At 39.7% G+C, this 13,518-nt stretch carries 12 protein-coding genes; 8 read left to right on the top strand and 4 right to left on the bottom strand.

Going from position 1 to position 13,518, the window contains the following annotated elements; genetic code table 11:
- Positions 1-91 precede the first annotated feature (91 nt).
- The 3 genes from L1264_RS02120 (at position 92) to arcA (ending at position 3,057) form a co-directional block, all read left to right on the top strand.
- Complete coding sequence (locus L1264_RS02120; RefSeq protein ID WP_199526241.1) at positions 92-1,714, top strand: HAMP domain-containing sensor histidine kinase; 1,623 nt, start codon at positions 92-94, stop codon at positions 1,712-1,714.
- A complete protein-coding gene (locus tag L1264_RS02115) occupies positions 1,714-2,235 on the top strand; it encodes a YfiR family protein (RefSeq protein ID WP_135925830.1) in 522 nt (173 codons plus the stop codon). The genes L1264_RS02120 and L1264_RS02115 overlap by 1 nt, the downstream gene beginning before the upstream one ends.
- A gap of 105 nt (positions 2,236-2,340) precedes the next feature.
- The gene (gene arcA / locus L1264_RS02110; RefSeq protein ID WP_054551295.1) at positions 2,341-3,057 is read left to right on the top strand and encodes a two-component system response regulator ArcA; all 717 of its coding nucleotides are present in this window, start codon (positions 2,341-2,343) and stop codon (positions 3,055-3,057) included.
- Positions 3,058-3,063: 6 nt separating this feature from the next.
- On the opposite strand, the gene arcB is transcribed toward arcA, so the two are convergent.
- Complete coding sequence (gene arcB, locus L1264_RS02105; RefSeq protein ID WP_199526242.1) at positions 3,064-5,391, bottom strand: aerobic respiration two-component sensor histidine kinase ArcB; 2,328 nt, start codon at positions 5,389-5,391, stop codon at positions 3,064-3,066.
- A gap of 175 nt (positions 5,392-5,566) precedes the next feature.
- On the opposite strand from arcB, the gene folE2 reads away from it, so the two are divergent.
- The 4 genes from folE2 to L1264_RS02085 all read left to right on the top strand — a co-directional run bounded on the left by folE2 (position 5,567) and on the right by L1264_RS02085 (position 8,951).
- On the top strand, positions 5,567-6,487 hold the full coding sequence (folE2, locus tag L1264_RS02100) for a GTP cyclohydrolase FolE2 (protein ID WP_135925832.1): 921 nt from the start codon (positions 5,567-5,569) through the stop codon (positions 6,485-6,487).
- A gap of 81 nt (positions 6,488-6,568) precedes the next feature.
- A complete protein-coding gene (locus L1264_RS02095) occupies positions 6,569-7,168 on the top strand; it encodes a DUF2726 domain-containing protein (RefSeq protein WP_135925833.1) in 600 nt (199 codons plus the stop codon).
- Between the two features lie 123 nt (positions 7,169-7,291).
- A complete protein-coding gene (gene mtnN, locus L1264_RS02090) occupies positions 7,292-7,999 on the top strand; it encodes a 5'-methylthioadenosine/S-adenosylhomocysteine nucleosidase (RefSeq protein WP_135925834.1) in 708 nt (235 codons plus the stop codon).
- A gap of 1 nt (position 8,000) precedes the next feature.
- The gene (locus L1264_RS02085; protein WP_199526243.1) at positions 8,001-8,951 is read left to right on the top strand and encodes a regulatory signaling modulator protein AmpE; all 951 of its coding nucleotides are present in this window, start codon (positions 8,001-8,003) and stop codon (positions 8,949-8,951) included.
- A 58-nt stretch (positions 8,952-9,009) separates the two neighbouring features.
- On the opposite strand, the gene tyrS is transcribed toward L1264_RS02085, so the two are convergent.
- Positions 9,010-10,209: a tyrosine--tRNA ligase gene (tyrS, locus tag L1264_RS02080; protein ID WP_135925836.1), complete on the bottom strand. Its 1,200-nt coding sequence runs from the start codon at positions 10,207-10,209 to the stop codon at positions 9,010-9,012.
- A 398-nt stretch (positions 10,210-10,607) separates the two neighbouring features.
- Between tyrS and L1264_RS02075 the strand changes: the two genes are divergently transcribed.
- Positions 10,608-11,924, top strand: coding sequence for a peptidoglycan DD-metalloendopeptidase family protein (locus L1264_RS02075; protein WP_135925837.1), 1,317 nt, complete (start codon positions 10,608-10,610; stop codon positions 11,922-11,924).
- Between the two features lie 163 nt (positions 11,925-12,087).
- Here L1264_RS02075 and L1264_RS02070 read toward each other — a convergent pair whose 3' ends face one another.
- Both L1264_RS02070 and L1264_RS02065 read right to left on the bottom strand, forming a co-directional pair.
- On the bottom strand, positions 12,088-12,264 hold the full coding sequence (locus L1264_RS02070; RefSeq protein WP_165385086.1) for a hypothetical protein: 177 nt from the start codon (positions 12,262-12,264) through the stop codon (positions 12,088-12,090).
- Positions 12,265-12,379: 115 nt separating this feature from the next.
- Entirely contained in the window at positions 12,380-13,510 is a 1,131-nt protein-coding gene (locus tag L1264_RS02065) for a sodium ion-translocating decarboxylase subunit beta (RefSeq protein WP_199526244.1), read from the bottom strand.
- Positions 13,511-13,518: the final 8 nt, after the last annotated feature.

Below are 13,518 nucleotides of genomic sequence, written 5' to 3'. Positions count from 1 at the left end.
AAAATATTTTATTAAATATTTAGTTACTTTTTCTGTTTTTGCTAGACTTAATTTTTAATAACAATATAAAAAGATTGGCCTTCTATCGCGCATGTCACTATTTTCGGCACAAACAAGTATTCGTAAAGCGTTGGCAAATGCGGTCATGCTCGTCACTGCGCTATGCCTATCTTTGTCGATTTCGATATCGACTTATCTTGACGTTAAAGAACAAAAAGCGTTAATAGTTGACAAAATCACCCTACTTGCAGAAATCATTGCCTACAATGCGCAAGTAACAGTGCTTTTTGATGATAATGAAACAGAAGCAGAGCGTTTAAAACTATTTGAATCTGTGCCTATGATCAAAAATGTGCACATTTATGCTATTGATGAGTTATCAAATAAGCCTAAATTCTTTAGTAGTTTTAACGCAATAAGAACCCCTCCAGTACCAATTAAAGTTAATAATATTGATGAGCTATTAGAACCTCAATTTAAAAACAAAGCGATAGAGCTAATAAAACCTATTGTTTATGAAGGTAATACGATTGGCTATGCCTATGTCCGTGGTGACTTAGAAAGACTAAACCAATATATTAACAAGAAGATTTTTATCGATATTTTGTTGACTCTTTTTGTCTTGGTTATTGTGTATTTTGTTTCTAGACGCATTCAAAAACGCATAGCAAGCCCAATCGATAATTTGAGTAACCTGCTGCAAGACGTATCTAGAAACCACAACTACGAAACACGTGCGCAAAAAACCAATGTTGACGAGATCAATCAACTAGCTAATAGCTTAAATATCATGCTTGCCCGTACTCAAAAGCAGATTGAGCGCCATGAAAATGACAAGCAAGAAATTAAGCAACTGAACCAAAGCCTTGAAGAAAAAGTAAATCAGCGCACAATCGCCCTACGAGAAGCGAATCAAGAGCTACTCAATACCCTTGAGCGAATGCATCAATATCAAAACCAAATTGTAGAAAATGAAAAAATGGCCTCTCTTGGCCAAATGGTCGCAGGCGTTGCCCATGAAGTTAACACGCCGATTGGTTTAGGTATCACAGGTTCAACATTACTTCGCGATAAACTTGCAGAAATAAACAGTTTATTTGAGCAAAAAACCTTAACCTCATCACACCTAAAGCGTTTCATAGATGATGGTATTGAAAACCTCGACTTAATTTATCGAAACCTTAACCGTGCAGCAGAATTGGTTTCTAGCTTTAAAAAAGTAGCTGTGAATCAAGATGTAGAAATGAGTACCAAAATAAATCTGCATGACTTATTAAGTGATGTAATTATGTCGATGCGCTCAGAAATACAATACCGCAACCCAAAAATCATTATCAATTGTAATAGTAACTTTAGTATCGAAACTAAATCTGGACCGTTACAACAAGTATTACAGCAACTTTTAAGCAATTCTGTTATTCACGGCTTTACTGATGATATTGGCAACGAAGTTAGATTTGACGTTGAACGTAATGAGAGCAGCCTTATTATCGATTACTATGACAATGGTATTGGTGTTGATAAATCAATTAAGAAGCGTATTTTTGATCCTTTTGTCACCACTAAGCGAGGTGAAGGCGGAAGCGGTTTAGGTATGCACCTAGTTTACAACCTTGTAACCCAAGCACTTGGAGGAACGATTGTATATGATGAGCTTAATCAAGAAGGCGTGCACTTTATAATCACACTACCTTTGCATGAAGGTGACATGTGATGCGTTGGGTGTGTTATTTAGTCGTTCTTTTGCTTAGTGTGAACTCTGCTTTCGCAAAGTCACCAGAGCAAGTTAAGTCTGCATTTTTATATCAGATTGCCAAGTTCACCAAGTTTGATGATCAAGTAGATCCTCCCCCTGTTACATTTTGTTTTTACGATTTAGAAAATGGTCCGGGCTCGTATCTTAAAGAGAAAAATGAACTGCAAATTAACAAAAAACCAATCAAAGTAATTTTAGTGAAAAAAACTCAGCAAATTTCTGAACTTTCTCAAGTTTGTGATATCACATACATTGATGAAACATTAGAAAATGATATACTTCCACTTTGGACCGATACAATTTCATTAAATACTTTAACAATAGGCGAAAGTATTAGTTTTTTAGAAAATGGCGGTATAGCCTCTCTGGTTCAAGAAGGAAATAAAATCCGACTGTATATCAATAAGCAGCACGTATTGCAGCATAACTTTAAAGTGCAATCTCGATTGTTAGCTATGGCTAAGTTTTATCCAAATTGATTTTACTTGTTAACAATTGGATCTAATCCTATAATCTCTAGTATTCGGTTTTGCTTGATAATACCGAATTTTTGTAAATAAAATTTCCGAAAAGGTTAATATACAATGCAAACGCCAGTCATTCTGATCGTAGAGGATGAAGACGTAACTCGACTAAACCTCGTTAGTTTATTTGAAGCTGAAGGTTACAAAGTTATTGAAGCCATTGATGGCGATGATATGCATGACAAGCTTACAAATAATGATGATGTGAACCTTGTAGTTATGGACATCAACCTACCAGGTAAAAACGGGCTAATCTTAGCACGTGAACTTCGTCAAAAACGAAACGTGGGTTTAATTTTCTTAACAGGTCGTGACAACGACGTTGATCGCATTTTAGGTCTAGAAATTGGTGCTGATGATTACATCACAAAACCATTTAACCCGCGCGAGCTAACTATCCGTGCTCGTAACCTAATTTCGCGCACAGCTTTAGGCGGCGAAGAAGCAAATATCGAAACAAATGGTGTTATTACATTTAACGGTTGGGAACTTGATGAAAACAGCCGTTGTTTAACATCTCCAAGTGGTGACGCTAAACGTTTACCTAAAGGTGAATATCGTGCGCTACGCTTAATGCTTGACTCACCGGGCCGTATTTTCAGCCGTGAGCAATTAATCAAGCACATGACTGGCCGTGAGCTTCGCGCTAACGACCGTACTGTAGACGTAACAATTCGTCGTATCAGAAAACACTTTGAAAGCGATAACAGCACATCTGAACTAATCAGCACCATCCATGGTGAAGGCTATCGTTTCATCGGTAAAATCGACAGCTAATTAGAATTAATTTTCTAGTTGTTGTAAAAATAATTGGAGGGCTTCGCGCCCTTCATTTATTTTAACTGCTAGTTCATCAAGCCACTTTTGTAACTCTTCACTACTTTCTTCAAGCGCTCCATGCTCCATCTTCTTAGCGTGTAACTGAACATCGTTTAAGCCTACAGAACCAGCTGCGCCTTTTAATTTATGCGCCACCGATTTGTACTCTTCTCTATCATCTGCTGCTAACGCATCTGCAAGCTCAGTTTGATACTGTGGGTTTAGCTTATTAAACAGCTCACAACTACGGTTGAAGATAGTTAACCCCATTGAACCAACAAAGTCTTCAATGGTTTCAATATCAAGTAACTCAACGCGGATACCTGACAAATCTTTGACTGACACTGGCTTGATTGTTTCTGACTGAGAACTTTTTTGTTGTTTAATATCAAACAGCTCACCAAGCATTTTATCAAGCTTGGTTGTATTAATTGGCTTCGCAAGCGCGCCTTGAATGTTAATACCAGCAAGCTCTTCTTCAGCACTACGCACGTTAGCAGTTAAGGCAACGATTGGTAGGTTATCAAAGTGCTCATCGTCACGAATTTGGCGAGCAACTTCATCACCGTTGATATCTGGCAATTGCATATCAAGTAATACGAGGTCTAAGTCATCTTCTGTGTAGACAAACGACAGCGCATCTTCACCGGTTTCAGCCCAAATAACTTCGTGACCACGCTGCTCAAGTAAATTTGTGGCAATTTCAGCGTTAAGCGGGACATCTTCAACAAGTAGAATGTTTAAACTACGAACCGCATAATTTTGCTCTGTAGGCGCAATGCAGAGTTTAAGTGGGATCTCTACCACAAAAACGCTGCCCTCACCTTCTGTGCTGCTTACATGTATTTCACCTTTCATCGCAGTAACCAGTGCTTTTGTTACTGCAAGCCCAATACCTGAGCCAATAGCATTGGTGCCATTGATGTCTGGTGCTTTGTAGTACATGTCAAAAATACGGTGTAGTTGTTCTTGCGGGATCCCCTGACCGGTATCACTAACACGCATCACTAACCAAGGGCCATCTGGGCGATTTTCACGAATACATTCAAGCTCAACATGACCTTGCTGTGTAAACTTAACGGCATTATTTATTAAGTTCCACACAACTTGACGTAACCGAGTTGGGTCAAGCGATGCATACACATCCAACGTGCCTTTTCGTTTGATATTGAAATCAAGACTCTTTTGTTCAGCAATTAGGCCAGCAAAGTTAACAACATCATTGATAAAGTCAGCTACATTTACTGAGTCAGTAACGATATCTAGCTGCTCACGGTCAATTTTATCTAAATCAATAATATCGTTAAAAATATTTCCAAGGGTTTCAGCACTCGAAAACACTGTGTTACACCAGCTACGCTGCTGTTTATCAAGCTCAGTATCAAGCAACATACGTGTTAAGCCTACAATGCCATTCAAAGGCGTTCTAAGTTCATGGCTCAATGTGGCAATAAACTTCCCTTTGTCTTTATAAGCTGCTTCAAGGGCTTGAGCCGCCTCTTTACGGCTGGTGATATCACGGCCGAAAGCGAGCAAACCAATATACTCCCCTTTTTCGTTAATAAACGGCAATTTACGCATTTCAAACCAGCGCTTTTCACCATTAACGGGATATTCAACATCAAGCGTTAGGGCTTGATGCGTTTGCGATACTTTTTTGTCGGTGCGCAGTACTTCAGGTAAGTAATTACTTGGGTAGATTTCCTCTACACTTTTGCCAATTAACTCTTCGCCACTTTTTCCAATCACTTGCTCAAACATTTTATTACAGCCAGCAAAGACGCCGTTGTTATCACGGTAATAAAATAAATCAGGAGAGGAGTCGACAATTGAGCGCAATAACATACCTTGTTGGGCTAATTCTTGTTGAGTTTTCTTGCGCTCAGCGATTTCACGTCTGAGCTCTTCAATTGCTCTGTGCTTAGCGTGAAACGCCATTTTACGCTCATCAATCTCTTCATTTAAGCGACTGATATTGTCTTTTAACGTTTGGTTTAATAGTTTTTCTTGCTTAGTGGCGCTATCTAAATAGCTATATGATGCTTCGAGCTGGCGAATTGAATTTAGCAGTACCGAAATCAAAATTGGCGATACAACTGCGGTAAAAAACATCACCGCTAAAACATCTACCAAGGTGACAGTACCCACTGCAACATAATAAAACATGCAAGATAAAATCAGCGACATCACTAATAATAAGGCATAGCAAGCCGCAGCGGTCTTAAATTCACCGTATTTAGAAATAAAGCTTGAGAGTGTGCGAGCCCACGGACTCATAGAAGAATCAATCATATATTAAAGCTTAGGCACATAATCGAAAAAAACAGCATAGCTAATTTTATCACTAATCCTTTAGAAATATTCACATGTTGTGATAAACATATAATTTTTTCACGTATGGCACTTCTTTTTATATTTTTTCATGTAAAATATCGCGCTTTATTAATTGCAAAGAATGAGTATTACCATGCAAACCACAATGCCAGATATTGCTGATACGGCCCCAGCGTTAAAAACGGGTAAGTTAGACTGGGTTGGCATGGGTGAAATTGAACTACCTTTCATTTTTGAAACTCGTAACCAAGCCCCAGTAAATGTAATTGCTAAAGCACGCGCCTTTGTTAATTTACATAAAGAAGATGCCAAAGGCATTCATATGTCGCGTTTATTTTTGGCGCTTGATACCTTATCAACCGAGCAACAAGTTAATCCCCAAACCCTTGCTCAAGCACTTGATGCCTTTATCAGTAGTCATGATGACCTAAGTGACCAAGCACAGATCGAGTTTAAATTTGAGCTGCCTTTGCGCCGCAAATCACTATTAAGTGGTAAAGTGGGCTGGAAAAACTACCCTATCCACTTAATCGCTAAAATAAACCAAGGTGTATTAAGCTTTGAATTAATGGTTGATGTGACCTACTCGTCAACATGCCCATGCTCAGCGGCCCTTGCACGACAACTAATTCAAAATGCATTTAGCGAAAAGTTTGCAGAGCAAGATATTGATAAGCAGACTGTTTTAGAATGGCTGGGCACAACAGATGGCATTGTGGCTACACCACACTCACAGCGCTCAATTGCAAACGTCAAAGTAAAGCTCGACAGCGAAATTGATAGTTTTGATGTGGTTGGCCTGATTGATGCTTTAGAAGCAGAGCTTAAAACGCCTGTGCAAGCAGCCGTTAAACGTGAAGACGAGCAAGAGTTTGCCCGCTTAAATGGTCAAAACCTAATGTTCTGCGAAGACGCTGCACGTAAAATTAAAGGCTTACTCGAAGAGCAAAATTACGCAGATTACTGGCTACAAATAAACCACTACGAATCACTTCATGCCCACGATGCAGTGGCAATTGCTGTTAAAGGAATTGATGGCGGCTACACGGCTTAAAAAATTCAGGTGACTCCGCACACTTAGGCACACTAATTGCTAATTATTTTGAGTGTCAATTTGTTGTTGTGGAGTTACCATATGGAATTCGCTTTATTATCAATTTTAGTTTTAGTCGTAGTAGCCTCTGTTGTTGCGTCAAAGTTTACCGATGAAGGCGGAAACCCTTATCCTTTCACTCGTAAGCAAAGTGTTTTTACGCAAGTAGAGAGTGCATTTTTACATCTTCTTGAACGTGCCGTTGGCGATCAATACAAAATCGTGAGTCGCGTTAAACTCATTGATTTAATTGACTGCAAACAAGGCTTGTCTGTTAAAGCTAAACGCGCAGCTATTGCCAAAGCAAAAAATAAGCAACTAGATTATGTACTAATCGACAAAGACAAACTTACCATTGTTGCCGCTGTTGATTTAGTTAATAACACTAACCGCGATGGCCATAAAGCTCAGCGTGATTGGTTTGTAAGTGGCGCATTAGAAGCCGCGGGTATTCCTCATATTCGTATGAAAGTAAAATCAGGATATCAACCAAGAGAAGTACGTGATGCAATCATGTTCAAGCTTGGTAAGCCTGCGGCAGCACCAATTAGACCAACGCGAAATCGCGTAACTAAGCCAGCTGTATTATCACCATCACAAGCAAAAGCACATTCAACAGCTACAGCACTTGCTGAAATATAAGCTGTCATAAATTTGGCGAAAGCAGACTTTAGGTCTGCTTTTTTGTTTTTCCGCTAGCTGATTCTCGTAACCATACCTGGTTGCGTATATAATCTCGGTATTCAATCTAAGGAATCAAATATTATGCACGTTGGTATTATTGGCGCGATGGAGCCAGAAGTAAAAATTTTACGCGAAGCAATGGCAAACCCAAGCACTATGACTAAGGCTGGCTTTACATTTTACACGGGTGAATTAGCGGGTAATAAAGTTACTTTAGTACAGTCAGGTATTGGTAAAGTTGCATCTGCTGTTGCAACAACACTGCTTATCGATAATTTTAGCCCTGATTGTGTGATCAACACAGGCTCTGCAGGTGGTTTTGAGCCATCATTAAACGTTGGCGATGTAGTTATCTCATCAGAAGTACGTCATCATGACGTAGACGTTACTGCATTTGGCTACGAAATCGGTCAGGTGCCACAGATGCCAGCAGGCTTTGCTGCACACCCTAAATTGATTGAAGCGGCTGAGCAAAGCGTAAGTCAAATTAGTGATGTTAAGACCATGATTGGTCTAATCTGTACAGGTGACTCATTCATGTGTGACCCAGTACGAATTGAAAAAACTCGCGCTGAATTCCCAACTATGCTTGCAGTTGAAATGGAAGGCGCAGCAATTGCACAGGCTTGCCACGTATTAGAAACACCATTTGTTGTTATTCGTTCAATGTCTGACATAGCAGGCAAAGAATCACCGCAATCATTTGAAGAGTATATCGAAACTGCATCTATCAACTCATCAAAAATGGTTGTTGCTCTTTTAGAGAAGCTGACGTCGGTGAGTTTATAAGGTGATTACAAATATTGTTCAAAACCATTTGGACATTATTGTATTTTTTGTAGCGCTCATTGCTGAGCGCTTTTTTCCTTTGGTTAGTTGGTATCATCCTAGTACCTTTTTAAGCGTTATTTTTTCTGCTCTTGGTGAGCGTTTATACAGCCCTTCTAACCCCAAAAGTTATCAGTATTTAGCATCAACCTTGGCATTCACCTTCACTGTGTTAGTTATAGTGACACTGGTTGTACTTTTTTTAGAATTTGCTTTTTATCCTGAGTTATTAAACGGCTTAATTTTGTATTTATTACTAAGTAGTCGTGCCCAAGAGAAAAAATCACTGCGGATAGCAAGATTAGTTAAGCTAAATCAAAAAGCGACAGCAAGAGAGCTACTTACAAGCCTTGTTGCTCGTGATGTTTCACGTTTATCGGCTCCTGGAATTTGTAAAGCCACCATGGAGTCACTGGTGCTGCAAAGTGCGCGGCATTATTTTGCCGTTATTTTCTTTTATATAATTGGCGGCGCTATCCTTGCTTTGGTTTATCGCTTACTCACTTTAATGCATCAAGCATGGCGTAAGAATCGTAAGCCAAATAACCCGTTTTTAACTACCATTGCTAAATTACTGTTTGTATTAGAGTGGTTACCCATTCGATTATTGGCTTTAACGATTGCTACAAGCAATGCCAGCAAGCAGAGTTTTCATTATATTAAGCACTATGGAAGACACTTTTATCAAACTAATACAGGCTGGCTATTAAGTGTGACCTCTGCGGCATTACAAGTGCAATTAGGCGGTCCGGCGCTATATCAAGAAGAGCGATTTAATAAGATGCGTGTAGGTACCGACCGTTTACCAAATGCTGATGATATTGCCGCTTTAGTGAATCGTTTAAACCAAGCGAAAGCATTTTGGTTACTGCTGATAGTCGGGATTGAAGTAATTAGCCTATTCACAAACTAATCAAAATATAAGCACAAAAAAACCAGCCGTAGCTGGTTTTTTATTTCTATTAGCTTGATTAAGCTAAGGTGATTTTAGCAAACTTACGCTTACCTACTTGGTAAATCTGAGTTGTGCCTTTTGCAACTTCAAGCTTAGTATCCGTTACTTTTTCTTCACCATTTAATTTAACTGCACCTTGCTTGATCATACGCATCGCTTCTGAGGTACTTGCAACAAGATTAGCTTCTTTTAGTAAGTTAGTGATAAACACAGTGTCTTCAGCGATAGTAACTGTCACTTCAGGGATCTCATCTGGTAATGCATTTTTTTGGAAACGCTTGATGAAATCTTGATGAGCACCTTCGGCTGCTTCTTCACTGTGGAAACGTGCAATCAGTTCTTTCGCTAATTCAATCTTGATGTCGCGCGGGTTTGCACCATCAGCAACACGCTGCTTAAGAGCTGCAATTTCTTCGATTGATAATGCACTTAATAAGTCATAGTAACGCCACATTAGCTCATCGCTAATAGACATCACTTTACCAAACATATCGTTCGGCTCATCAGTAATACCAATATAGTTACCTAATGACTTAGACATCTTTTGAACGCCATCGGTACCTTCAAGCAGTGGCATCATAAGCACTGTTTGTGGCTTTTGGCCTTCGTCTTTTTGTAGTTCACGACCCATTAGTAAGTTAAAGCGTTGGTCTGTACCGCCAAGCTCAACATCAGCTTCTAATGCAACTGAGTCCCAACCTTGTACCAGTGGATATAAAAATTCGTGGATAGCAATTGATTGACCGTTGGCATAACGCTTTTTAAAGTCATCACGTTCTAGCATACGTGCTACTGTTTGACGCGCAGCCAGTTTAATCATACCTGCCGCACCTAAGTTCTCCATCCAAGTAGAGTTGAACGCAACAGTTGTTTTAGCAGGATCGAGGATCTTAAATACTTGCTCTTTATATGTTTCAGCGTTGGCTAAAACATCTTCACGAGTTAACGGTTTACGTGTTACGTTTTTACCCGTTGGATCACCAATCATACCGGTGAAATCACCGATTAAGAAAATCACTTCGTGACCTAGGTCTTGGAAGGTTTTCATTTTGTTGATAAGAACTGTATGACCTAAATGCAGATCAGGCGCAGTTGGATCGAAACCCGCTTTGATCTTAAGTTTCTTACCTGACTTTAGTTTTTCAACTAATTCGTCTTCAATTAATATCTCTTCTGCACCGCGTTTTATCTCAGCTAGAGCGGTTTGTAAATCCACTGTGTATTACTCCAAAAATTCAGCTACCGGGGCGTGGTGGCCTGTCAGGGTTATAATTATAGAGCTAAAAACTTTAAAATTTAGCTAGTTAGCATCAAAAGAGTGACACTAAAAAAAGCCTAACTTAAATAGTTTAAGAAACAGCCCTGCAGGCAGCGCGCATGATTGTTCTTTATACCGCGTTATTGCATTTTATTGAAGGTACTTTAGTTAACTAACAGCAAATTAGTTTAACTGACGACACATGCTGCAAATTCAACCAAAAAAGTTTAACGCGCAGGCCAATTCTAGCGCAAATTAGCGCCAGTTTAAATCTACAAAACACTGGTATTTGCGCTATTTTAGGTATATCCTGCAATATTAGTAATTAATTTTCTTGACAGCAGAAAAGGCACGTTATGGTTCATGTAGTGCACAAACTCCCCAAAAAACACAAACTGCTCATTCTAGGTTTGGTTTCTGCTATTGCCGGCTTGGCACTTTTGCCTTCTGAAAAAGCCACCGCCTCAAAGGATAACAGTGCAAACGCACTTGAAATTGGTAAACGCTACGAATTACAAGTTAAAGTTGATGATAACGAAAAACTAACTGAACTAAATTCGGAGCAAGCAGCAGCAAAACTTCCAGAATACGAGCTTGTTGATCATGAAGTTCGCAATGGCGATAATTTAGCTCTTATTTTTAAGCGCGCGGGCTTCTCAGCGCAAACTCTGCACAAACTAGTTAACACAAACGCTGAAACGCGCAAGTTAACAAAAATTCATCCGGGTGAAATTTTAAGTTTTGCAACCGCCGAAGATGGCTCATTAGCGCAGCTTCGTTATGTAATTTCAAAAACAGATACCTTATACGTTACATTAAATGACGAAGGTAACTACGATACATCAATCGACAGCAAAGAAATTGAAACCCTCAGCAAGTCTGCCGGTGGTGAAATCAGCAACAGCTTCTGGACATCGGGTATTGCCGCAGGTTTAAGCGAGCGTCAAATAATGAACTTTGCCGATATTTTTGGTTGGGATGTCGACTTTGCAAATGATATTCGTAAGGGTGACCAATTCGGTCTAATCTACGAAACCCACTATGTTGATGGTGAATACATTGGTGATGGTAAAATCATTGCAGCAGAATTCATAAACCAAGGTGAACGTTATACAGCGATTCGCCATACTGATGGTAACTTCTATACGCCTGAAGGCCGTAGTATGAAAAAAGCTTTCTTACGCGCGCCTGTTAACTTTAAATATATTAGCTCAAGCTTCAACCCTCGCCGTTTACACCCTGTAACTAAAACTGTTAAGCCGCATAATGGTATTGATTATGCTGCTCGCACAGGTACACCGGTAGTTTCATCGGGTAATGGTAAAGTGATTAAAGCGGGTTACAGCAAATACAATGGTAACTACGTATTTATTAGCCACGGCACTCAATATGTAACTAAATACCTTCACTTGAACAAACGTCTGGTAAAAACAGGTCAAAAAGTGAAGCAGGGGCAAAAAATTGGTACGGTTGGTGCAACTGGCCGTGTAACTGGCCCACACTTACACTATGAATTCTTAGTAAACGGTGTACACCGTAATCCGAAAACGGTCAAACTACCTAAATCAGAGCCTTTACCGCGTGATGAGCTAGCTAAGTTTAAACCGATTGCTGATAACTTCTTAGCGCAATTACAACGTAACCGTGAGTTACAATTAGCGTTAAATAAGTAATTGAGTAAACATTAAAAAAGCCGCTTCAATGATGAAGCGGCTTTTTAGTGCCTGCCACAAAATCAGCCTTAATGACCTTTATTCTCTTCAATAATTGAAAGCAAGTATGAGCTTGCGCAGGCGCGATTCATGCCTGAAATAAAACACAACACAGAAGCTATTATTACCTTAATAAAACATAAATAAGTTGAATAATTAGCGAAATCATCACCAGTGGCCAAATGTACTTTGCGTATTTTGTAGCGCCATCAAGCCCCATTTTAGACTGATACTTTTCAAGTAGCGGTATTAGAATAACCAAGGCAACAAAAAGGCATAGTAAGATAATAAAGATATTCATGGTGGCTTCCTTACACAACTATCATTTAACTACAATTTCTTTAGGGTGACCCTAGTCTATAGGCAAAAAAAAGCGCAGTAAAATTACTGCGCCAGTCGGTTGGAAGTAAATCGACTTAGCCAACAATCGCTAACAAAATACCTGCTGCAACGGCACTTCCTAATACCCCTGCAACGTTTGGTCCCATAGCATGCATTAACAAGAAGTTATGCGGATTGCTTTCAAGACCTACTTTATTCACCACACGTGCTGCCATTGGTACCGCTGAAACACCCGCAGCGCCTACTAATGGGTTTATTGGCGATTTAGAGATCTTATTAAGACCTTTTGCCATAAACACCCCTGAAGCTGTACCAATCGCAAACGCTAATGCACCTAACACCAAAATACCGATAGTTTCTACCGTTAAGAACTTATCAGCAGCAAGCTTTGAACCTACCGCTAAGCCTAAGAAAATCGTGGTAATGTTGATGATTTCATTTTGTGCACTGTTACTTAAACGATCGACCACACCCGATTCGCGCATCAAGTTACCTAAGCAGAACATACCTACAAGCGGTGTTGCAGCTGGTAAAAACAAGATAGTTAAACTGAGCACCATTAAAGGAAAAATAATCTTCTCTTTTTTCGATACAGTACGAAGTTGTGGCATTTGAATTTCGCGTTCTGCTTGCGTTGTTAGTGCACGCATAATTGGTGGCTGAATAATTGGCACTAGTGCCATATATGAATAAGCCGCTACTGCAATAGCCCCAAGTAAGTCTGGTGCCAATTTAGATGCTAAGAAAATAGCCGTTGGACCATCCGCACCACCAATAATGGCAATTGCCGATGCATCTCGTAGCGTAAATTCAAAGCCAGGAATAAAGTTAAGTAGAATTGCACCAAATAAAGTAGCAAAAATACCAAACTGCGCAGCTGCACCTAACAGCAACATACGCGGATTTGCTATCAAGGCACTAAAGTCTGTCAGCGCGCCAACCCCCATGAAGATCAGAAGTGGAAACACCCCAGAATCAATCCCTATGTGATACACATAATAAAGCAGTCCACCCGGTTCAGATAAGCCTGCAGCAGGAATATTCGTTAAGATCGCCCCAAAGCCTATTGGTAACAATAGCAAGGGTTCAAAATTACGAGCAATTGCTAGATATAACAATAAGCAACCAACCGTAATCATGATCAAGGCAGGAAAGGTAAAGTTAGCGATACCTGTTGCATGCCAGAGATTTAAAAGACCATCCATTCTCTGTC

Source organism: Pseudoalteromonas sp. APAL1 (assembly GCF_021532475.1).
GTDB classification, from domain to species: domain Bacteria; phylum Pseudomonadota; class Gammaproteobacteria; order Enterobacterales; family Alteromonadaceae; genus Pseudoalteromonas; species Pseudoalteromonas lipolytica_C.
The sequence above is the reverse complement of the archived record's forward strand: the minus strand, read 5'-3'. Positions and strand labels throughout refer to the sequence as shown.

What these genes read in the sequence shown, in the direction of transcription:
- L1264_RS02120 (WP_199526241.1), top strand. Translation starts at nt 92, where the DNA reads ATGTCACTATTTTCGGCACAAACAAGTATTCGTAAAGCGTTGGCAAAT.
- L1264_RS02115 (WP_135925830.1), top strand. Translation starts at nt 1,714, where the DNA reads ATGCGTTGGGTGTGTTATTTAGTCGTTCTTTTGCTTAGTGTGAACTCT.
- arcA (WP_054551295.1), top strand. Translation starts at nt 2,341, where the DNA reads ATGCAAACGCCAGTCATTCTGATCGTAGAGGATGAAGACGTAACTCGA.
- arcB (WP_199526242.1), bottom strand. Translation starts at nt 5,391, where the DNA reads ATGATTGATTCTTCTATGAGTCCGTGGGCTCGCACACTCTCAAGCTTT.
- folE2 (WP_135925832.1), top strand. Translation starts at nt 5,567, where the DNA reads ATGCAAACCACAATGCCAGATATTGCTGATACGGCCCCAGCGTTAAAA.
- L1264_RS02095 (WP_135925833.1), top strand. Translation starts at nt 6,569, where the DNA reads ATGGAATTCGCTTTATTATCAATTTTAGTTTTAGTCGTAGTAGCCTCT.
- mtnN (WP_135925834.1), top strand. Translation starts at nt 7,292, where the DNA reads ATGCACGTTGGTATTATTGGCGCGATGGAGCCAGAAGTAAAAATTTTA.
- L1264_RS02075 (WP_135925837.1), top strand. Translation starts at nt 10,608, where the DNA reads ATGGTTCATGTAGTGCACAAACTCCCCAAAAAACACAAACTGCTCATT.
- L1264_RS02070 (WP_165385086.1), bottom strand. Translation starts at nt 12,264, where the DNA reads ATGAATATCTTTATTATCTTACTATGCCTTTTTGTTGCCTTGGTTATT.
- L1264_RS02065 (WP_199526244.1), bottom strand. Translation starts at nt 13,510, where the DNA reads ATGGATGGTCTTTTAAATCTCTGGCATGCAACAGGTATCGCTAACTTT.